This is a genomic window from Microbacterium azadirachtae (assembly GCF_000956505.1).
GTDB lineage: Bacteria > Actinomycetota > Actinomycetes > Actinomycetales > Microbacteriaceae > Microbacterium > Microbacterium azadirachtae_A.
This window is the reverse complement of sequence record NZ_JYIX01000037.1, coordinates 282,950-302,518: the sequence shown is the minus strand read 5'-3', so window position 1 is coordinate 302,518 and position 19,569 is coordinate 282,950. Positions and strand designations below refer to the sequence as shown.

Below are 19,569 nucleotides of genomic sequence, written 5' to 3'. Positions count from 1 at the left end.
GTGAAATACTGGACGTGTTCAACGACAAGGGACGTGTTAACGACAAGGAGGTCGCCCTGTGCCGGACAACACGACCGCGAACCAGCGGGCGCTCGAAGAGGGCATCGTCACCGATCTGAAGGATCGGATGACCTACGGGTCGTACCTCGACCTGGATCGGCTCCTCAGCGCGCAGCACCCGGTCAGCGTGCCGGAGCACCACGACGAGATGCTGTTCATCATCCAGCACCAGACGACCGAGCTGTGGCTGAAGCTCGTGCTGCACGAGCTGGGCACCGCGCGAGACCGACTCGCCGAGGACGACCTGCGTTCGGCCCTCAAGCACATGGCGCGCGTCAAGCACATCCAGGAGGTGCTCACGCAGCAGTGGTCGGTGCTGGCGACGCTCACCCCCACCGAGTACGCGCAGTTCCGCGGCGACCTCGGCAATTCCTCGGGCTTCCAGTCCGTGCAGTACCGCGCCGTCGAGTTCGCGCTCGGAAACAAGAACGAGCGGATGCTGAGCGTGTTCCGCTCCCACCCTGAGAATCTCGCGATGCTCACGGCGGAGCTCGAGCGGCCGACCCTGTACGACGAGTTCCTGCGGTTCGCCGCACGTCGCGGCCTGCCGATCCCTGCGGAGATCCTCGACCGCGACGTGCGCCAGCCCTACCGGATGCACGATTCGCTCGTGCCCGTGCTCACCGAGATCTACGAGAACCCCCACGACCACTGGGACCTGTACGAGGCGTGCGAGGAGCTCGTCGACGTCGAGGACAACTTCCAGTTCTGGCGCTTCCGGCACCTGCGCACGGTGACCAGGACGATCGGGCGCAAGATCGGGACGGGCGGATCCAGCGGCGTGGACTTCCTGCAGCGCGCGCTCGATCTGACCTTCTTCCCCGAGCTGTACGCGGTGCGCACCGAGATCGGACAGTGACGGCGTGAGCGTGGCGGACGGCACGGTGATCGGCGGTTTCACGGATCACCACGTGCATCTCCAGCTCGTGGATCCGGCACATCTGTCGAGCGGGCTGCTGGGGCGCGTGCTGGATCTCGGATCCGCCCCGACGGTGGTCGCGGCCCTCGCGGCGGATCCGCCAGGAGGCGTCGCGATCTCGTTCGCGGGCGCGTTCCTGACCCCGGTCGGCGGCTATCCCTCCGACCGGCCCTGGGCGCCGGAGGGATCCTTCCGAGAGATCGCAGACGCGGATGCGGCGGAGGCCGTCGTCGCCGAGATGAAGGCCGCCGGCGCCTCGGTCATCAAGGTCGCCAGCAACAGCACGGCGGGTCCCGTGTTCGGCGACGACCTGCTCCAGGCGATCGTGCGCATCGCCGATCGCCACGGGCTGCCCGTGGTGGCGCACGCGGAAGGCCCCGGCGAGGCGCAGCGCATGCCGCGACTCGGAGTCAGGGCGCTCGCGCACACCCCGTTCACCGAGCGGCTGAGCGATGCCGAGGTCTCCGCCCAGGCCGGCCGGATCGCGTGGATCTCCACCCTCGCGATCCACGAGGACGAGGCCCGCGCGATCGCCGTGGACAACCTGCGCCGCTTCCACGCGCACGGCGGAACGGTCCGCTACGGAACCGATCTCGGCAACGGCGATCAGCCGGTCGGCCTGAACCCCGCCGAGATCGAGGCCCTGCGCGAGGCCGGCGTGCGCGGGGCCGCACTGATCCGTGCGCTCGTCCCGGTCGCGGCGACCGCGGAGCGCCGGTTCCTGCTGCCCGCGCGCGACGCGGATCCGTTCGACCTGGAACCCGTGGTGCCCGTGCGCTGACTGGTTCCGGGGCTCAGACGGCGCCCAGGTCGATCCCGGCCGCGGCCGGCTCCGCGTAGGCCACCTCGCGCCACACGTCGCCGACGCGCTCGAACGAGGTGACGCTGGACAGCGCGCACCGGCGGGTCCGCGGGTCGTGCCGCAACGGCAGCCCCGCGACCGACAGGTGCGTGATCCAGATCGGCGCCTGGTGCGAGACGAACACCACGTCGCCGCCGTCCGCGTCGTGCCAGGCCTCGTCCATCGCGGCGCGCATCCGCGCGGCGACCGAGGTGTACGGCTCGCCCCAGCTCGGCAGCGAGGGGCGACGCAGGTGCCGCCAGTTCCACGGATTCATCAGGGCGCGACGCATCTGCGTGCCCTCGAACACGTTCCACGGCTCGATGATGCGCTCGTCCAGCACCGGATCCAGACCGAACGCCGCGGTGAACGGCTCGGCCGATTCCTGCGTGCGCTCGAGGGGCGAGCACCGCAGCGCCGACACCGGACGGCCCGACGCCGCGACGTGGGCGGCGGCGGCCTGCGCCATCCGCCGGCCCGCGTCGCTCAGGTGATATCCGGGTAGGCGCCCGTAGAGGATCCGCCCGGGGTTGAAGACCTCGCCATGGCGGACGAGGTGGAGACGCTCCGCCGTCATCCGATCAGACGCGGCGGTACTGGGCGGAACCGAACCCGATGATGAAGTACCCGATGAACGAGAACAGCCAGAGCAGGAAGAACGAGAACACGCCGCCCTTGCCGAAGTTCTTCCCGAGCTTCACGGCGACGATGATCGCGAAGATGATGTTGACGAGCGGGATCAGATAGAGAAGCACGAACCAGCCGCTCATGCCGGCGATCTTGATCAGGAAGATCAGGTTGACGATAGGAATGAGCGCGAGCCAGCCCGCGTGGCCCGCCTTGGTGAAGACCTTCCACAGCGCGATCACGACGATCACGTAGAAGATCAGCGCGAAGACGCTGGTCGTGCCGGAGAACAGCGCCGCGTAGACGTTGCCGGCGGCGTCGGTCGGGTCTTCGGTGGGGAGGATATGCATGTGAAGCGCCTTCCAGGAATCGGTCGAGGGGTGGTGCTGCCGCGAGTCTAGTGAGACGGAGTCGCTCACCACGAGGCATTCCGCGCGTCCCCGTAGAATGGCCGGGATCCCTTTTCCCTAGTTGGAGGCGTATTCCGTGCTTCGCACCCACACGGCAGGCTCGCTGCGAGCCGAGCACATCGGTCAGACCGTCACCCTTGCGGGGTGGGTCGATCGCCGTCGTGACCACGGAGGGGTCGCCTTCATCGATCTGAGGGATGCATCGGGCATCGCCCAGGTCGTCATCCGCGACGAGGAGATCGCGCACCCGCTGCGCAGCGAGTTCGTCCTGCGGGTGACCGGTGAGGTGTCGCGCCGCCCCTCCGGCAACGAGAACCCGAACCTGCCCTCGGGCGAGATCGAGATCGTGGTGCAGGACGTCGTCGTGCTGAACGAGTCGGCGCCGCTGCCGTTCCAGGTCTCCTCGGGCCTCGCCGAGACCGACCCGATCGGCGAGGATGTGCGCTTCAAGCACCGCTACCTCGACCTGCGCCGCCCCGCCGCGATCGCGCCGCTGCAGCTGCGCTCGAAGGTCTACAAGGCCCTGCGCGACGTGCTGCACGAGCGCGAGTTCGTCGAGGTCGAGACCCCGACGCTGACCCGCTCCACCCCGGAGGGCGCCCGCGACTTCGTCGTGCCGGCGCGCCTGCACCCCGGCAGCTGGTACGCCCTGCCGCAGAGCCCGCAGCTGTTCAAGCAGCTGCTCATGGTCGGCGGCGTGGAGAAGTACTTCCAGATCGCGCGCTGCTACCGCGACGAGGACTTCCGCGCCGACCGCCAGCCCGAGTTCACCCAGCTCGACATCGAGATGTCCTTCGTCGAGCAGGAGGACGTCATCGAGATGATGGAGGCCGTCATCCGCGCGATGTGGGCCACCATCGGCGTCGAGGTGCAGACGCCGCTGCCGCGGATGACGTACGCCGACGCGATGGCGAAGTACGGATCCGACAAGCCCGACCTGCGCTTCGGCCTCGAGCTCGTCGAGGCGACCGACTACTTCTCCGAGACCACGTTCCGCGTCTTCCAGGCCGACTACGTGGGCGCGGTCGTCATGCCCGGCGGTGCTTCGCAGCCCCGCAAGGTGCTCGACGCCTGGCAGGACTGGGCCAAGCAGCGCGGCGCCCGCGGCCTCGCCTACGTCCTGTTCAACGAGGACGGCACGCTCGGCGGGCCCGTCGCGAAGAACCTCAGCGAGGCCGAGCAGGCCGGTCTCGCGGCGCTCGTGAGAGCCGCGCCCGGCGACTGCGCGTTCTTCGCCGCCGGATCCGCGAAGGACTCCCGCGCCCTCCTCGGCGCCGCCCGCGTCGAGGTCGGCCGTCGCCTCGGTCTGCTCGACCCCGAGGTGTTCGCCTTCACCTGGGTCGTCGACGCCCCCATGTTCGAACCGGCCGCGGACGCGGTCGCCTCGGGCGACGTCGCCGTCGGCGCCGGCGCCTGGACCGCCGTGCACCACGCCTTCACCGGCCCGAAGCCGGAGTTCGAGGCCACCTTCGACACCGACCCCGGATCCGCGCTCGCCTACGCGTACGACATCGTCTGCAACGGCTCCGAGCTCGGCGGCGGATCCATCCGCATCCACCGCGAGGACATCCAGAAGCGCGTCTTCGAGGTCATGGGCCTCGCCGACGACGTCGCACAGGAGCAGTTCGGCTTCCTGCTCGACGCGTTCAAGTTCGGCGCCCCGCCGCACGGCGGCATCGCGCTCGGCATGGACCGCGTGCTGCAGCACCTGTCGAAGACCGAGTCGATCCGTGAGGTCATCGCGTTCCCGAAGACTGGCAACGGCTTCGACCCGCTCACCGCCGCGCCCGCCCCGATCACCGCGGAGCAGCGCAAGGAGGCCGGCGTCGACGCCGTGGAAGCCCCCGAGCAGTCCGAGGCCCTCGCGCCCGTCGAGGCCTGACCCGAGCATGCTCACCGCGCTCGCCCTCCCCGTTCCGCTCGACACGCGGATCGGGGAGGTGATGCTGCGCCGCGCGCGCACCGAGGACACCGCGGCGATCGTCGCGCTGCTCGCCGATGACGCGATCAGCGCGGCGCGCGGCGACACCGCCTCGGACGACGACCTTCCGGCGTACGCCGCGGGCCTGGATTCGGTGCTCGCCGACGGATCCAACGACCTCCTCGTCGCCGAGCACGACGGCCGGATCGTCGGCACGTTCCAGCTCACCCGCATTCCGGGGATGTCCCGCCGCGGCTCGACCCGACTGCTCGTCGAGGCGGTGCGGGTGAGTTCGGATCTGCGCTCCAGCGGCGTCGGATCCGCGCTCATGCGCTGGATCATGGACGTCGCGACCGCCGACCTGGGCAGCCCGCTGGTGCAGCTGACCTCGGATGCGCAGCGCGTGGAAGCGCACCGCTTCTACGAGCGCCTCGGCTTCGCCGGATCGCACAAGGGCTTCAAGTACAACGCGCCGTCCTCTGGCAGTGAGGCGCCCGCCACCGGTCGTTGAGCGAAGACGCCGAAGGCGACTGAGACGAAACGCCCCTGGTGCGACCGCGCTCAGACGTCGTCCGGATCCGACAGGTCCTCGACCGCGACGGGGACGCGGCCGGCGAACATGACGCCGACGCCGTACTCGTCGCCGATCTCCAGGCCGCACTCCGCGAAGCGCATCATCCACGTGCCGTCCTGCCAGACCACGGCCTCCGGCGCGCCGAACGGCGGCTCCTCCTCCGCGAGCCGCGCCCGATCGGCATCCGACAGGTCGCCCTGCGGGCCGGCCAGCTCCTCCACGAGGTAGCGGATCGCGGCCTCGCTGAGCTCGGCGAACTCGGTCACGATGCCCTGGGCCGCCTCCCGCGCCTGGGCACTGGGCTCCTCCGCGGGTTCGGCGACGATGCTCACGGTCCAGCCGCCGTCCCCGCCCTCGACGCCCGCGGTCCAGCAGGCGATGTCGTCCGGCGCGTCGATCCGGATCAGGGTGGCGCCGTCGAGCTCGATCGTCTCGGGAAGAGTGCTCATGCTCCGATCCAACCAGACGGCGCTCATCTCCGACCAGACCTCGCCCGTGTCCGACCAGACCCCGCCCGTCTCCATCCAGACTCCGCCGTGTCGCGCAGCGCTCAGTTCCGGGGCCCGACCGGAGATCCGACTTCCCTGGACCCGAATCGTTCATCCGGCATTCACCCCGGTCCGCCTGACCGGTAACTCCGCCGCCGTACATTCCCTCTCGACCCGACCCCGGCGGCAGCGCCGGACACCGAGAGGAAATCATGCTCATCAGCAACCGCCGTGCGCGCATCGGCGCCGGCATCGCGCTCGCGACCAGCGCCGCGCTCCTGCTCTCCGCCTGCTCCGGATCCGCCTCCGCCGACCCGACCGGCTCGTCCGGCTCCGGCGCCAAGGCCTCGACCGCCACCTCCCTCAAGGACTTCGGCTCCCTGGCCGACCTCGAGAAGGCCGCGGAGGCCGAGGGCAAGCTCAACGTGATCGCGCTTCCCCACGACTGGGCCAACTACGGCGAGATCCTCGCCGCGTTCACGAAGAAGTACCCGAAGATCACCATCAGCGAGGCCTCCCCCGACGCGTCGAGCGCCGAGGAGATCCAGGCCGCCAAGACGAACGAGGGCCTGGACACGGCTCCCGACGTGTTCGATCTCGGCCTCACCGTGACCCTGCAGAACACCGACAAGTTCGCCGCCTACCAGGTGGAGAAGTGGGACGAGATCCCGGCCCAGCTCAAGGACAAGGACGGCCTGTTCACGGGCGACTACGGCGGATACATGTCGATCGGCTACGACTCCTCGAAGTTCCCGGAGCCGAAGAGCCTCGACGACCTGAAGAAGTCCGAGTACAAGGGCGCGGTCGCGCTCAACGGCGACCCGACGCAGGCCGGGGCGGCGTTCGCCGCGGTGGGCCTCGCGACGGTGCAGTCCGGTGGGAAGCTCGACGACTACCAGAAGGGCATCGACTTCTTCGCCGACATGCAGAAGGCCGGCAACCTGCTCAAGGTCGACGTCACCACGGCGACCGTCGCAAGCGGGGAGACCCCCGTCGTCTTCGACTGGGACTACCTGAACGCCGCGCACACCAAGGACAACAAGAACTGGAAGACCGTCGTCCTTCCCGGCACGGGCTACGCGGGCTACTACAACCAGGCGATCAACAAGGCGGCGCCGCACCCCGCCGCCGCGCGCCTGTGGCAGGAGTTCCTCTACAGCGACGAGGGCCAGAACCTCTGGCTCAAGGGCGGCGCGCGCCCCGTCCGCATGGACGCCATGACCAAGGCGGGGACGATCGACAAGACGCTCGCCGCCGCGCTCCCCGCCGCGCCGAAGGAGACCGTCGTGCCGACCGAGGCGCAGAGCACCGCCGCCGGCAAGCTGCTCGGCGAGAAGTGGGCCTCGGCCGTCCAGTGACCTCCGACACCACCGCGGCTCCCGCCGCATCCCGTGCCGGGTCGGAGCTGCGCGCTCCGGCCAGGCACGGGTCGTCGGGCCGGGCCCCGCTCCCCGCCCGCCTGTCCCGCGGGCTCGCCGCGATCGGGCTCGTCCCGTTCGCGGCGTACCTGCTGCTGTTCCTCGTGCTGCCCACGATCCTCGCGGTCGCCACCGGCTTCTTCACCCGGGACGGCGCCTTCACCACGAGCAATCTCTCGGCCCTCTGGGATCCGACCGTGCTGCTCACGTTCGCCAACTCCGCGGGGCTCTCCGTGCTCACCGCGGCGATCGGCGCCATCGTCGGCGCCCTCGTCTGCTACGCCCTGCTCGGCATGAGTCCGTCCGGCGGTGTGCGCACGGTGATCGACGCCGCCTCCGGAGTGCTCGCGCAGACCGGCGGCGTGATGCTCGCGTTCATGTTCATCGCGACACTGGGCCTTCGCGGCGTCCTGACAGAGCTGCTCAAGAACGCCTTCGGCATCGACCTTTTCGCCCAGGGCCCGTGGATCTACGAGCTCCCGGGGCTGATCCTGCCCTACCTCTACTTCCAGATCCCGCTCATGGTCATCACCTTCATGCCCGCCCTCTCGGCGCTGAAGCCGCAGTGGGCCGAGGCCAACCTCACGCTCGGCGGCACCCGCGCGAGCTTCTGGCTGCGGATCGGGATCCCCGTGCTCGCCCCGGCCTTCCTCGCCAGCTTCCTGCTGCTGTTCGCGAACGCGTTCTCCTCGTACGCGACCGCGGCCGCCCTCGCGAGCCAGGGATCGCAGATCGTTCCGCTGCAGATCCGCGCCGCACTCACGAGCGAGACCGTGCTGGGGCGGGAGAACCTCGCCGGCGCGCTCGCGCTCGGCATGATCGTCGTCGTCGGGATCGTCATGTGGCTCTACTCGCTGGTCCAGCGCCGGGCAGCGAGGTGGCAGTCATGAACCGGCTCGCCCCGTCGTCCCTCACCCGCTGGATCATCGGGATCCTGGTCGGGCTCTTCTTCCTCGTGCCTCTGGTCGCGACGCTCGTGTACACGCTCACCAAGGACGGCGACTTCACCCTCGCGCATTGGGCAGCCCTGGGCGATCCCGCCAAGGCGGCGGTCTACCAGCCCATCTGGACGGGGCTCGGCAACTCCCTGATCCTCGCGGTCGTCACCGTGCTCATCGTGCTGCTCGTGCTCGCGCCGACGATGATCCTGGTGAACCTGCGCTATCCGCGACTGCGCCCGGTCTTCGAGTTCGTCGTGCTGCTGCCGATCTCGATCCCCGCGATCGTGCTCGTGGTCGGCCTCACCCCGATCTACCTGCAGATCGGGCGTTCGTTCGGCACCGGCGCCTGGACCCTCGCGTTCGCGTACGGCATCACCGTGCTCCCCTTCGCCTACCGGTCCATCCAGGCATCGATCGACGCGGTCGACATGACCACGCTCGCCGAGGCGGCCCGTTCTCTGGGCGCCGGATGGGGCACCGTCCTGCTGCGCGTGCTCGCCCCGAACCTGCGCCAGGGCCTGCTCGCCGCGTCCCTCCTGTCCATCGCGGTCGTGCTCGGCGAGTTCACGATCGCCTCGCTGCTGAACCGCGACGTGCTGCAGACCGCGCTCGTGGTCGTGCAGAAGCAGGACGGCTGGGCACCGGCGATGTTCGCCCTGATGGCGCTGACGTTCAGCTTCCTCCTGCTCCTCATCATCGGACGGGCCGCCCGCGGCCGGTCCGGAAAGGCCGACTCATGAGCGACATCGCGCTCCCCCGCACGGCGGAAAACTCTTTGCTCGCGGACCGATCCGATGGCACCGCGCCGTTCAGCAGCTCCGTCCAGTTCGACGGCATCGTCAAGAGCTACGGCCGGACGCAGGTCCTGCACGGGATCGACCTCGACATCGCGCCCGGTGAGTTCGTCTCGCTGCTCGGTCCCTCCGGCTGCGGCAAGACCACCCTGCTGCGCGTGCTCGCGGGACTCGAGGACGCCGACGGCGGCGCCGTGCTGCTGGGCGGTAGGGACGTGTCCGGAGTGCCGACGAACAAGCGCGACCTGGGCATGGTGTTCCAGTCGTACTCGCTGTTCCCGCACCTGCGCGTGGTGGACAACACGGCGTTCGGGCTCCGCCGCCGCAGGGTCGCCACGGCCGAGGCCCGCAAGCGGGCGCTGGACGCGCTGGCGCTGGTCGGACTCGAGGCGCACGCGGACAAGTACCCGCACCAGCTCTCCGGCGGCCAGCAGCAGCGCGTGGCGCTCGCGCGGGCGCTCGTCACCGAGCCCAGGGTGCTGCTGCTGGACGAGCCGCTGTCCGCCCTCGACGCCAAGGTCAGGGTGCAGCTGCGGGACGAGATCCGCCGGCTGCAGCTGCGACTCGGCATCACGACCGTGTTCGTCACGCACGATCAGGAGGAGGCGCTCAGCGTCTCCGACCGGATCGCGGTGATGAACGCGGGGCGGATCGATCAGATCGGCACGCCGGAGGAGCTCTACCTGCGCCCGGCGACGGCGCACGTCGCCGCGTTCGTCGGCCTGTCCAGCGTCGTGCGCGGACTCGCCGACGGTGCGACGGTGCGGGTGTGGGGCGCCGAGATCCCGCTCCAGATCCCCGCGACCGGGGAGGTCGACGTGCTCCTGCGCCCCGAGAACGTGCGGTTGGTCGAGCCCGCAGGAGCAGCCGTGACGGGCAGCGTCGAGGAGAGCATGTTCCTCGGGAGCATGCGGCGCACGCTCGTGCGCACCGAGGACGGCCTGCTGGTGCGCGTGCAGCACTCGGCGCGGACCCACCCGCAGTACGGCGACCTCGTGGGCCTCGCGGTCGATCCGGAGCCCGTGGCCGTGCGTCAGCCGCAGTGAGACGGGAGCGTGCGCCCGTCTGACAGGATCGGATCATGCGTCCCCCCGAGGCTCTGAGCGCACTCCCCCTGGTCCAGGGCTCCTCCGCCGCGCCCGTGGCGCCGCAGGTCGCCGGTCGCCTGTCGGCGCTTCCGGGGATCACGACGGAGCACCTGAAGACGGTCGGTGACCGCCTTTCCGCCGCCCAGCGCGCGGGCCTCGCGGTCCTGCCGGACGTGTGGCCACTGGCGACGGCGGCGGCGACGGAGGCCGAACCCGGCGTGCGGCGTCTCCTGCTCGCCGCCGCGCTCTCCGTGACCGACCGCGCGGACGTCCTCCTCGCCGCGACGGCGACCGACACCCGCGTCGTGATCTCCGAGGGGGTGCAGCGCACCGTGCGGTTCTCCGCTGGCCGGTTCCGCTTCCTCTCCGAAGCCGACCGGAGCGCGATGCTCGCGGGCGCTGACGCGGCGGAGTGCGAGACGATCCATCGCGCGCTCTGGCTCGCCCACCGTCAGCACGGCCTCGCCGACGTCGGCCTCTGGCACGCCGTGCACGGCAGGGCGGAGACGGATCCGCGAGCACTGCGCGCCCTCATCGCGGTCGGCCAGCGGCTGCTGACCCGCGGCAACCCGGAGGCCGCGTTCCGGATCGCCTCTGCGCGCGCCCTCGCCGGCGCTGCAGCGACCCGCAGCAACGCGGCGATGCTCGGCGCGCGCAGCGCCCTCGTGCTCGGCTGCTTCGACGACGCGGTGCGCCTGTTCCAGGCCGCCGAGCTCGGCGAGGGGGACCTCAGGGCCCAGGCGCAGACCGGACGCCGCGTCGCGCAGAGCTTCCTCGACGGGCCGGACGAGGGCGCGGATGCCCTCGCCCGCGTCGCGAGCCAGCTCCCTCTCCTGCGGTCCGCCGCGGCGACGGCGACGGACCATGCCGCACTGACCGGCATCGACTCGATCGCGGAGATCTGGTGGACCTCGCCGGACGAGGCGGACGAGCGTCACGCCCGGCTCTACCTGAGCGTCATCCCCGCGGCCGAGGTGTGGCCGTGGAACTCCGCCCCCGGTCCGCTGAGCCCCTTGATCGAGGCGCACGTGCGAGGTCAGCAGGCGGGGTTCCTGCTGCACGCAGGACGCGCGGCGGAGGCTGCCACCGTCCTCGGCGACGCCCTCGTCCGCCTGCCCATGACGCACATCGGCGGCGGCGTGACCTCGAGCGCTCTCGTCGCCCTCCAGGACGACGCTCCGGAACTCGTCCAGGGCTTCGGTCCTGCGCTGATCGCGCTGCGTCCAGGGCGGACGGTCGGCTATGCCGTCGTCCCGGACGTCGACGGCGCGAGCACGGTCGCGGTCAGCTGCACCGCCGTGGACGAGCGCGCGACGCGACCAGGGTTCCCCGCGCTGGCCCTGCTCACGGCGCGCGAGAGCGGCGTGATCGACCTGCTCGCGCGCGGTCTGCGCAACCGCGAGATCGGGCTCGAGCTGGGGATCTCCGAACGCACGGTAGAAGTGCACCTCACGAACGCCTTCCGCAAGCTCGGTGTGCGCAACCGCGCCGAGGTGCTCGCCCGCCTGCTCGAGGACCGCGAAGAAGGCGGGGCGCCGGCGTCTCGCCGCCGCGAGCGCGCGTAACGGGGTCGGCGCACGCGTCTCCCTCAACCGCCCCCGGACGGAGCGAGCCCGAGGTGCGGGAACAGGGCGCCGAACGTCGCCCGCAGCCCCTCGGGGAGCGATTCGACGTGATCCTCGCCCGGGATCGCGAACACCTGCGTCCGGAAGCCCGCCTGCTCCGTGATCTGCGCGGACAGCTGCACCTGGGCCATGAAGAACGCGTCCTCGTCCCCGGCGGCGAACAGGGCCACGTGCCCGTCGAAGCGACCGGAGTTCTGCGCGGCCCTGGCCGCGGGCTTGGCCGCGTCATAGGCGCTCTGATCGCCCTCGAAGACCTGCTGGAGCACCTCGTCCGGGAACTCGGTGCCCTGATACGACTCCCCCGCGATGCTCACGATCCCGCCCCACAGGCCGGGATCTGCGAGGCCCCAGTCCAGCGCGCATCCGCCGCCGTTCGAGAATCCCGCGATCGTCCACGCCGCCGGACTCGGCTGCACCCGCAGGTGGCTGCGCGCCCAGGCGGGGATGTCCTTCGTGAAGTACGTCTCCACACCGCCGTAGGCCGCCGAGTCCACGCACGCCGGGTTGTCGTCCTCGGATCCGAGCTGATCCGCCACGATCACGATCGGGGCCAGTCCGCGGTGCGCGGCGGCGAGCCGGTCCATCGCGGCGGCGACGAACGACGGGTCCGGATCCCCCGGCTCGCCCATCATGAAGACCACGAGCGGCAAGGGGGGCGGATCCGGCACGAGCGCGGCGGGAGGCCGATAGAGCGAGGCGTCCCGCGGGACGAAGCCCGCGGACGAGGGGATGCGCTCCTCCCCCGTGAGCCGGGTCACCGTGCCTTTCGCCGGCAGACCTGCGGGCGGGATCCAGGTCTCGAAGAGCGGCATCGCGGAGCCCGCGGCCGTGGCGTGCGGCGGCGCCGGAGCCGGCGACCAGGGCCGACCGATCACGCCGACCAGGACGGCCAGCGCTCCCACCGCGAGCAGGACGGCTCGGCTCCGGCCGCGCGTCATCGAAGAGGACATCCCGCACTCGCCTCCTGACCCTGCGTGGCCCCATCGTAACGACGACCGGATCCGGGCTCGCCGACGCACAGGAAACACATGATCGGGAATCACGACGCCCGATCGGGGTCCCCGCTAGTTTGAGCGTGGGGCGAGGGCCGCCCCGCGGTTCCGGGAGGAGCACCATGGCAGGCAAGTTCGAACTCTACGAGGACAAGAGCGGCAAGTGGCGTTTCCGCCTCAAGGCCGGCAACGGCGAGATCATCGCCAGCGGCCAGAGCTATTCGTCGAAGTCGGGTGCGCTGAGCGGCATCGACTCGATCCGCCGCAACGCTGCGGACGCCGAGGTCGTCGAGACCGAGGACTGAGCCGGGCATCGATTGCCGGCTGAGCCGATCGCGGAGGCGCCGTCCCAGGGACGGCGCCTCCGTCGCGTCCGGCGGGTCAGCCCGCGAGCGATCGCGCCAGGGCCACGTACTCGGCCGGCGAGGCGTTGGGCAGGTATGCGCGCCCGATCGCGAGCCCGATCGCCGGAAGTTGCCCGTTGTCCGCGTAGAACAGATGCATCGGACGGTACTCGGGGTTGAACTTGCCCTTGTACCGCAGCAGCGAGGCGAAGCCGTACGCGGGCTCGAGCACCCGGCTCAGCCAGCCCAGAAGCCGGGTGATGTCGGGGTCCGCGTCGGCGTCGCCGTCCACGGTCTGTGCGAGCGGCGCACCGGAGAGGCTCATGACCTCGAGCCCCTGCTCCTTCATGTGCAGCGCGGCCGAGGCGATCGCGAACTCCATCACACCGGGCATCGCACCGTCGGCACGGCGCATGAAGTCGAGCGTGCGACCGACCAGCTCCCCCTCGCGCCACACGGGCATCCAGCTCGTCACCGCCTGCAGCTCGCCCTCGGGACCGATCGCGAGCAGGATCTCGACGTCCGGATCCCTGAGCTCCTCCATCCCGCCCAGGGTGAAGCGCATCTCCGGCAGCGCCTTCTCCGCGATCCACTGCTCGCTGAGGGCGTCCAGCTGCGCGACCAGGCCCGCCGGCAGCTGCTCCCACGTGGTCCAGAGGGTCGTGAGCCCGTCGCGCTGTCCGCGGTTGTACGGCTGGCGCACCTTCGTCCACACCTTGCCGGTGAGCTCGAACCGCTCGAGCGGCACGACGGTCTCCTCCGCCACCGAGATGCTCTTCCAGCCGAGGTCCCTGAACGCCGGGGCGAACTCCTCGTGCGTGCTGTAGAACACCGCGGTCCAGGCGTTCGCGTCGCAGAAGTCCAGGAACCCGCGGATGGTCTTCGCCGTGTCGCCCGGAGTGCAGACAGGGTCCCCCACGGCGATCGCGATGTCGTTCACGACGCGGTAGGCGACCGCACCGCGGCCGTCCGCCGTGAACCAGTGCGCGTTGCCCTCCCAGGTGCCCATGAACCCGAGCGTGCCGCCGTCGGTCGTCCGCAGCTGGGTGCGGAACCGCTCCGCATCGTCCGCGGCCTTGCGCGAACGTCCCAGCAGCAGCGCCACCATGGCGATCGCGAAGACCAGCCAGAATAGGGCGCCCACGTCGCGGTGCAGCGCGAGTGCGATTCCGGTGAGGGGCGTGTGCCCGCTCGGGCGGCCGATGATCGTCGGGAGGAACCGGCGCAGCGTCGTCGCCAGGGACGACCAGAACGACGGCGAGTGCGAGACGGCCGAGACCAGGATCATGTTCGTTGCGGCCAGCACGACGAACGCGATCCCGATCGTGAGCGAGAACCGCCGCACCGCACGGCGAGAGGCGCGCACCGCGAACCGGCGATGCGTGATCGCGAGCAGGATGCACATCCCGACCGGGACGAGGATCGCCAGCACGGAGAATCCGGGGAACTGCCGGTCGATCTGGATCACGTCCGTCGGCTCGCGGAGCGAGCGGGTGGCCACGCTGAGACCGGTGAGCAGGGCCATCATCGCGTTCACGCCGATCGCGAGGAACCATGCGGCGCGGCGCCCCGAGCGCAGCCCCCACGCCGCGACCAGGCTGAGCAGCAGCGGGACGAGACTCATCAGCACGACGCCGGTCCCGGCCGCGACCGCGGTGGTCACCCCGGCGACGCAGTGCGCGGACGCGTTGTTCTGTGCGCACGCGTCGGCGATTCCGGAGATGTCGACGCCGCGCAGTCCCGCGACCACGGGAGCCAGCGGCCCGATGCCGACGCCGGTGAGGAGCACGATCAGCGGGCCGAGGCCGGTCACCGCGACCATGGCCGCGGTGAGGGTCCTCGTCTCGTGGTAGGAGCTGCGGTACCAGGCGGGCCGGGGCCGGCCGCTCGTGAGGATCACGCCGAGGATGAGACCGGCGAGCGCGGCCAGCAGGCGGTAGACGCTGTCCGCATCGCCGCCGTACAGCGTGTAGGTGACGAGGAGCGAGAGGCCGAGCAGGCGGATCCGGCGGCGGTACAGGGCCGGTGCGAATGCGCTGCCCGCCAGGATCGCGCCGAAGATCCCGATCGAGGGATCCAGCACGGCGCCGCGGGCGTCGATCCGCGCCCACACCTGCCCCCACGACCAGGCCAGCGACTGAATCCCGAGGCCGAGCAGGCCGCCGAGCACGCCCGTGACGAGGAAGGCGCTCACGACGCGCCAGGTTCCCATCAGCCGTTCCGCATAGGCCAGCAGCGTGAGCGCGAGCGCGGCGGACAGCAGGAGGCCGCCCCACGAGTCCGGCACGAGCAGCGCCGTCAGCGGCGTCCACCACTCCCGCTCGCGTCCGAACGCGAGCGGGCTGAGCCCGATCCCCGCAGGGCGAGAGCCCCGGAGGGGTCCCAGCGCCAGACCGCTGACCAGGAGCAGGACGGTCAGCCCCACGGCGAACGGATGGCGGCGCGCGTAGCGCCCGGCCCTGCGCGCCACGGCGAGCACCGCCGTCATCGCCCGCGAGGAGGTCATCGGGAGAGTCCCAGGCGCGGGTAGAGCACCTCGAACGCCTTCACCAGGCCGCCGCGCAGGCCCGGTCCGGTATGGGTGGCGTTCGGCACGAGGTAGTAGGTGGTGGTGAAGCCCGCCGTCTCCGCGAGGCCCGCGGAGACGCGGTTCGCGGGCCCGTACTTCTTGTCGAGCGCCCCGGCCGCGAAGATCGCGTAGTGCCCCGCGTACGCTCCGGGGTGCTCGGCGAGGATCGCCTCCGGCTTGTTGGCGTCGAAGGCGGCCTGGTCGCCCTTGAACGCCTTCTCGACCGACTTGGGGTCACCGAAGCCCGACCACGGCTCACCGGACGCGGTGGCGATGTTCCCCCAGATGTCGGGATGCCTGGCGCCGTAGATGAATGCGCACGCCCCGCCGTTCGAATACCCGGCGATGGTCCAGTACTTCGGATCCTGCTGCACCCGCAGGTGCCCCCGGATCCAGTCCGGGATGTCCTTGTTGAAGTAGGTCTCGACGCCGCCATAGGCGGCCGAGTCGACGCAACCGGGGTTCTGATCCTGCGCACCGAGCTGGTCGGCGATGATGACGATGGGCGCGAGACCGTCGTGCTTCGCGGCGAACTCGTTCATGACGTCCACCATCGGATGCGGATTCGGGTAGCCCGGCAGTCCCATCATGAAGACCACGACGGGAAGGGCGGGCGGATCCTTCACGAGCGCGGCCGGGGGCAGGTAGACGGTCGCCTCGCGGGGCTTGAACCCCGCGGAGGACTTCAGCGCGTTCGCGCCGGAGAGCGCGCCGAACCGTCCGCGGGTCGGCATGTCCGCAGGGGGCGTCCAGGTCTCGGCCAGCGGCTTCGCGGACGGATCCTGCGTGGTCAGCGGTGGTGCGAAGTGGTCCAGCGGGCCGAGCGTGTTGATGCCGAGGATGTCGCCGAGGGTGCGATCCAGCGCGAACGCCTGATTGATCCCGATGCCCATCGAGAGCACGGAGGCGATCACGGTCAGGATCGCGACGGCCTTGCGCCACCAGCGCGAATCCCACAGGCTCACGATCGCCAGCCCGATCAGGGCGAAGCCGCCCGAGGTCCACCACTTCACCGCGTCGGGCATCGGCACGCCGAACAGGTCGGCGACGTCGACGAGCACCACGAGGAACCAGCCCACGAGCGCGCCGGCGATCACGGCAATCGCCGCGCGCACGATCCAGCGCCGGCGGAGCGGCCGGATCAGCAGCGCGACGAGGCCCGCCGCGGCGAGCCCCCAGACGATCCAGGGCACGGGTCCGTCGGCGAGGTCCAGCTCCAGCAACCATCGCGGCATGAAGGGCGTGCTCCGTTCCCGCCTCCGGACGGGGCGACGACCCATCGTAATCCGTGCCGCCTCGGCGGAACCGGTGGGAGCGCCCCGATCAGGCTCGGAGAACGCTATGAGACGCGCCGGGGACCGATAAGTCCCCGGCGCGTCTCATGCTCGTTCCTCGGCGCTTCCGGTCAGCGGCTGAGGGGTACCCCTCAGCCGTGGCGTCTCACAGCACGCGCGCGAGGAAATCCTTCGTGCGCTGATGCTGCGGGTTCGCGAGCACTTCGCGGGGGTCGCCCTCCTCGAGGATGTGCCCGCCGTCCATGAAGATCAGGCGCGAGCCGACCTCCCGGGCGAAGCCCATCTCGTGCGTGACCACCATCATGGTCATGCCCTCGTCGGCGAGCGTCCGCATCACCTGCAGCACCTCGCCCACGAGCTCGGGGTCGAGCGCCGACGTGGGCTCGTCGAAGAGCATCATGTCGGGGTTCATGCACAGCGCCCGCGCGATCGCGACGCGCTGCTGCTGACCGCCGGAGAGCTGACTCGGGTAGGCATCGACCTTGTGCGACATGCCCACACGCTCCAGCATCGCCTTGGCGACCTTCTCCGCCTCCGCCTTGCCGCGCTTCTTCACCTGGCGCTGAGCGATCGTCAGGTTGCCGAGCACGCTCATGTGCGGGAACAGGTTGAAGCTCTGGAACACCATGCCGATGCGCGCGCGGACGCGGTCGAGGTCGATCTCGGGATCGGTGATGTCGATCCCCTCGACGACGATCTTCCCGCCGGTCGGCTCCTCGAGCATGTTCACCGAGCGCAGCAGCGTCGACTTGCCGGACCCCGAGGGACCGATCACGCAGACGACCTCGCCGGCGTGCACCGTCAGGTCGATGCCCTTGAGTACCTCGTTGTCGCCGTAGTGCTTGACGAGGCCCTGTACGTCGATCGCCGGAGCATTCAGATTGATCAGGTCGGTGCTCATCGTCCCCTCGCCAACCGGCGCTCGAGCCAGGCCGTCAGCCGCGTCAGCGGAATCGTCACGATCAGATACAGCAGCGCGGCCATCACCATCGGCGTGGCATTCGCGTAGGTGGACAGCCCGTTGCGGGCATACGTCGTCAGCTCGTACGTGAGCGGGGTCGCGCCGATGACGAAGAAGAGCGACGTGTCCTTCAGCAGCAGCACGAACTCGTTCGTGAGCGGCGGGATGATGATCCGGAAGCCCTGCGGCAGCACGATGAAGAACATGGTCCGCGTCGAGGACATGCCCAGCGACCTTGCGGCCTCCGTCTGCCCCTTCGGGACGGCCTGGATGCCGGCGCGGATCGTCTCCGCCATATAGGCGGACGACACCACGATCAGACCGAGCGTCGCCGCGCCGACCGGGCCGCCGGGGATCTTCACCTTCATCGCGATCGGCAGCATGATCCCGAAGCCGAAGATCGTGATGAGCGCAGGGATGCCGCGGAAGAACTCGATCCACACGGTCGCCGCCCACCGGAACGGCGGGATGCTGCTGAGCTTCATGAGCGCGAGGATCACGGCGAGGATCAGACCGCCCGCGAACGACTCGATCGTGAACAGCAGCGTGTTCTTCAGACCGACGGTGATGATGCCGGGAAGCAGCTTCATCGCGACCTCGGGGTTCGCGAACTGCTTCATGACCGTCGGCCAGTCGGTGGCGATCGCGGCCCAGGCGATGAGCGCGATGATCACCGCATAGACGGTGTAGTGGTAGACCCGCGTGCGGGTCCGCTTCTTCAGAGCCATCTCGAGCGTGGGCCCTCGGTCACTTCGCGGAGAAGTACTTGTCGTAGATCGTCTTGTACTCGCCGTTGTCCTTGAGCGCCTTCAGCTGCTCGTTGATCGCCTTCCGAAGGGTCTCGTTCTTGCCCTTCCCGAACGCGAAGCCGTAGGCCTCGTCGGTCTTGTACTGCTCGACGACCTTGTAGCTGCTGTCGTCCTTCTCGTGCTGGAGGTTGACCGGGTAGTCCTGCAGGATCGCGTCGATCTGTCCGCCCTGGAGGGCGGGCCACAGCACGCCGTCGTCGGAGAACTGCACGAGGTTGGCGCCCTTGGCGTGCTCCTTCGCGTAGTTCTCGCCGGTGGTGCCCTGCTGCACGCCGACGTTCTTGCCGCTGAGGTCGTTGATGCTCTTGATCCCGGAGGACGTCTTCACCAGCAGCGACTGCAGCGAGTCGTAGTACGGGTCGGAGAAGTCGATGTTCTTCTTGCGGTCGTCGGTGATCGTCATGGCCGAGGCGCCCATGTCGCACTGGCCGGCGAGCAGCGCCGTGCCGGACTGCAGGGTGTCGAAGTTCGTGACCTGGAACTGGGTCTTGAGGTCGAGCTTCTTCGCGATCGCGGTGAGCAGGTCGACGTCGAAGCCGGTGTACTGACCGGAGCCGGTCGACTCCTCGTACTCGAACGGCTTGTAGGGGATGTCGGAGCAGACCGTGAGGGTCCCTGCCGTGATGAGGCCGTAGTCCGTACCCCCGGCAGCACTCGAGCTGGGATCGGAGGACGCTCCGGTCGAGCAGCCGGCGAGGGCGAGGGTGGCGGTCGCCGCGATGGCGAGTCCGAAAGCGATCTTCGAGCGACGTTGCATGTTCGACTCCTGTGTCGAGGACGCTGATGTCCTAGTGCGGGTTGCCCACAATCTTGACACGGAGCGGTTACCGCCACGTAACGGGAAGGCCTCCGGGGGTGTCTCGGTTCGGTATCGGCGCACGCGTCCCCGCGGA

At 70.1% G+C, this 19,569-nt stretch carries 19 protein-coding genes; 10 read left to right on the top strand and 9 right to left on the bottom strand.

Annotated features, from left to right (window positions below):
- Nucleotides 1-58 precede the first annotated feature (58 nt).
- Nucleotides 59-919 carry a tryptophan 2,3-dioxygenase gene (gene kynA / locus RS86_RS14270; protein ID WP_045272875.1) on the top strand — a complete coding sequence of 287 codons (861 nt, stop codon included), beginning with the start codon at nt 59-61 and terminating at the stop codon, nt 917-919.
- Between the two features lie 4 nt (nt 920-923).
- Nucleotides 924-1,760, top strand: a complete 837-nt coding sequence (locus RS86_RS20655) for a hypothetical protein (RefSeq protein WP_052680288.1) — start codon at nt 924-926, stop codon at nt 1,758-1,760.
- Between the two features lie 13 nt (nt 1,761-1,773).
- Here RS86_RS20655 and RS86_RS14260 read toward each other — a convergent pair whose 3' ends face one another.
- Nucleotides 1,774-2,397 carry a histidine phosphatase family protein gene (locus RS86_RS14260; protein WP_045272874.1) on the bottom strand — a complete coding sequence of 208 codons (624 nt, stop codon included), beginning with the start codon at nt 2,395-2,397 and terminating at the stop codon, nt 1,774-1,776.
- Nucleotides 2,398-2,401: 4 nt separating this feature from the next.
- Complete coding sequence (locus tag RS86_RS14255) at nt 2,402-2,797, bottom strand: DUF5684 domain-containing protein (protein WP_045272873.1); 396 nt, start codon at nt 2,795-2,797, stop codon at nt 2,402-2,404.
- A 136-nt stretch (nt 2,798-2,933) separates the two neighbouring features.
- Here RS86_RS14255 and aspS point away from each other — a divergent pair, with 136 nt between their 5' ends.
- Both aspS and RS86_RS14245 read left to right on the top strand, forming a co-directional pair.
- Nucleotides 2,934-4,739, top strand: a complete 1,806-nt coding sequence (gene aspS / locus RS86_RS14250) for an aspartate--tRNA ligase (RefSeq protein WP_045272973.1) — start codon at nt 2,934-2,936, stop codon at nt 4,737-4,739.
- 7 nt (nt 4,740-4,746) lie between these two features.
- Entirely contained in the window at nt 4,747-5,289 is a 543-nt protein-coding gene (locus tag RS86_RS14245; RefSeq protein WP_045272872.1) for a GNAT family N-acetyltransferase, read from the top strand.
- Between the two features lie 50 nt (nt 5,290-5,339).
- Here the strand turns inward: RS86_RS14245 and RS86_RS14240 are convergent, their stop codons facing one another.
- A complete protein-coding gene (locus RS86_RS14240; RefSeq protein WP_045272972.1) occupies nt 5,340-5,801 on the bottom strand; it encodes a hypothetical protein in 462 nt (153 codons plus the stop codon).
- 251 nt (nt 5,802-6,052) lie between these two features.
- Here RS86_RS14240 and RS86_RS14235 point away from each other — a divergent pair, with 251 nt between their 5' ends.
- The 5 genes from RS86_RS14235 to RS86_RS21025 are packed head-to-tail and all read left to right on the top strand — an operon-like array spanning nt 6,053 to nt 11,646.
- Nucleotides 6,053-7,198: an ABC transporter substrate-binding protein gene (locus tag RS86_RS14235; protein WP_045272871.1), complete on the top strand. Its 1,146-nt coding sequence runs from the start codon at nt 6,053-6,055 to the stop codon at nt 7,196-7,198.
- A complete protein-coding gene (locus RS86_RS14230; protein WP_419177703.1) occupies nt 7,195-8,148 on the top strand; it encodes an ABC transporter permease in 954 nt (317 codons plus the stop codon). Before RS86_RS14235 ends, RS86_RS14230 begins: the two co-directional genes overlap by 4 nt.
- Nucleotides 8,145-8,939 (top strand): ABC transporter permease, encoded by a 795-nt coding sequence (locus RS86_RS14225; RefSeq protein WP_045272870.1) that lies wholly within the window; start codon nt 8,145-8,147, stop codon nt 8,937-8,939. The genes RS86_RS14230 and RS86_RS14225 overlap by 4 nt, the downstream gene beginning before the upstream one ends.
- A complete protein-coding gene (locus RS86_RS14220) occupies nt 8,936-10,039 on the top strand; it encodes an ABC transporter ATP-binding protein (protein ID WP_045272869.1) in 1,104 nt (367 codons plus the stop codon). The genes RS86_RS14225 and RS86_RS14220 overlap by 4 nt, the downstream gene beginning before the upstream one ends.
- 35 nt (nt 10,040-10,074) lie before the next feature.
- Nucleotides 10,075-11,646 (top strand): helix-turn-helix transcriptional regulator, encoded by a 1,572-nt coding sequence (locus RS86_RS21025; protein ID WP_052680286.1) that lies wholly within the window; start codon nt 10,075-10,077, stop codon nt 11,644-11,646.
- A 23-nt stretch (nt 11,647-11,669) separates the two neighbouring features.
- On the opposite strand, the gene RS86_RS14210 is transcribed toward RS86_RS21025, so the two are convergent.
- Nucleotides 11,670-12,656, bottom strand: coding sequence for an alpha/beta hydrolase-fold protein (locus tag RS86_RS14210; RefSeq protein WP_052680285.1), 987 nt, complete (start codon nt 12,654-12,656; stop codon nt 11,670-11,672).
- A gap of 164 nt (nt 12,657-12,820) precedes the next feature.
- On the opposite strand from RS86_RS14210, the gene RS86_RS14205 reads away from it, so the two are divergent.
- Nucleotides 12,821-13,003, top strand: a complete 183-nt coding sequence (locus RS86_RS14205; protein ID WP_045272868.1) for a YegP family protein — start codon at nt 12,821-12,823, stop codon at nt 13,001-13,003.
- Nucleotides 13,004-13,079: 76 nt separating this feature from the next.
- Here the strand turns inward: RS86_RS14205 and RS86_RS14200 are convergent, their stop codons facing one another.
- The 5 genes from RS86_RS14200 to RS86_RS14180 all read right to left on the bottom strand — a co-directional run bounded on the left by RS86_RS14200 (nt 13,080) and on the right by RS86_RS14180 (nt 19,433).
- Nucleotides 13,080-15,548: a bifunctional lysylphosphatidylglycerol flippase/synthetase MprF gene (locus RS86_RS14200; protein ID WP_052680284.1), complete on the bottom strand. Its 2,469-nt coding sequence runs from the start codon at nt 15,546-15,548 to the stop codon at nt 13,080-13,082.
- Nucleotides 15,545-16,846, bottom strand: a complete 1,302-nt coding sequence (locus RS86_RS14195; protein WP_045272867.1) for an alpha/beta hydrolase — start codon at nt 16,844-16,846, stop codon at nt 15,545-15,547. Before RS86_RS14195 ends, RS86_RS14200 begins: the two co-directional genes overlap by 4 nt.
- Nucleotides 16,847-17,051: 205 nt before the next feature.
- Nucleotides 17,052-17,807, bottom strand: a complete 756-nt coding sequence (locus tag RS86_RS14190; RefSeq protein ID WP_045272866.1) for an amino acid ABC transporter ATP-binding protein — start codon at nt 17,805-17,807, stop codon at nt 17,052-17,054.
- A complete protein-coding gene (locus tag RS86_RS14185; protein WP_045272865.1) occupies nt 17,804-18,595 on the bottom strand; it encodes an amino acid ABC transporter permease in 792 nt (263 codons plus the stop codon). Before RS86_RS14185 ends, RS86_RS14190 begins: the two co-directional genes overlap by 4 nt.
- Before the next feature lie 19 nt (nt 18,596-18,614).
- The gene (locus RS86_RS14180; protein WP_045272864.1) at nt 18,615-19,433 is read right to left on the bottom strand and encodes a basic amino acid ABC transporter substrate-binding protein; all 819 of its coding nucleotides are present in this window, start codon (nt 19,431-19,433) and stop codon (nt 18,615-18,617) included.
- Nucleotides 19,434-19,569 lie beyond the last annotated feature (136 nt).

What these genes read in the sequence shown, in the direction of transcription:
- RS86_RS14210 (WP_052680285.1), bottom strand. Translation starts at nt 12,656, where the DNA reads ATGTCCTCTTCGATGACGCGCGGCCGGAGCCGAGCCGTCCTGCTCGCG.
- RS86_RS14185 (WP_045272865.1), bottom strand. Translation starts at nt 18,595, where the DNA reads ATGGCTCTGAAGAAGCGGACCCGCACGCGGGTCTACCACTACACCGTC.
- RS86_RS14255 (WP_045272873.1), bottom strand. Translation starts at nt 2,797, where the DNA reads ATGCATATCCTCCCCACCGAAGACCCGACCGACGCCGCCGGCAACGTC.
- RS86_RS14205 (WP_045272868.1), top strand. Translation starts at nt 12,821, where the DNA reads ATGGCAGGCAAGTTCGAACTCTACGAGGACAAGAGCGGCAAGTGGCGT.
- RS86_RS14240 (WP_045272972.1), bottom strand. Translation starts at nt 5,801, where the DNA reads ATGAGCACTCTTCCCGAGACGATCGAGCTCGACGGCGCCACCCTGATC.
- RS86_RS21025 (WP_052680286.1), top strand. Translation starts at nt 10,075, where the DNA reads ATGCGTCCCCCCGAGGCTCTGAGCGCACTCCCCCTGGTCCAGGGCTCC.
- RS86_RS14190 (WP_045272866.1), bottom strand. Translation starts at nt 17,807, where the DNA reads ATGAGCACCGACCTGATCAATCTGAATGCTCCGGCGATCGACGTACAG.
- RS86_RS14200 (WP_052680284.1), bottom strand. Translation starts at nt 15,548, where the DNA reads ATGACCTCCTCGCGGGCGATGACGGCGGTGCTCGCCGTGGCGCGCAGG.
- RS86_RS14195 (WP_045272867.1), bottom strand. Translation starts at nt 16,846, where the DNA reads ATGCCGCGATGGTTGCTGGAGCTGGACCTCGCCGACGGACCCGTGCCC.
- RS86_RS14225 (WP_045272870.1), top strand. Translation starts at nt 8,145, where the DNA reads ATGAACCGGCTCGCCCCGTCGTCCCTCACCCGCTGGATCATCGGGATC.
- RS86_RS14245 (WP_045272872.1), top strand. Translation starts at nt 4,747, where the DNA reads ATGCTCACCGCGCTCGCCCTCCCCGTTCCGCTCGACACGCGGATCGGG.
- RS86_RS14260 (WP_045272874.1), bottom strand. Translation starts at nt 2,397, where the DNA reads ATGACGGCGGAGCGTCTCCACCTCGTCCGCCATGGCGAGGTCTTCAAC.
- RS86_RS14235 (WP_045272871.1), top strand. Translation starts at nt 6,053, where the DNA reads ATGCTCATCAGCAACCGCCGTGCGCGCATCGGCGCCGGCATCGCGCTC.
- RS86_RS14180 (WP_045272864.1), bottom strand. Translation starts at nt 19,433, where the DNA reads ATGCAACGTCGCTCGAAGATCGCTTTCGGACTCGCCATCGCGGCGACC.
- RS86_RS14220 (WP_045272869.1), top strand. Translation starts at nt 8,936, where the DNA reads ATGAGCGACATCGCGCTCCCCCGCACGGCGGAAAACTCTTTGCTCGCG.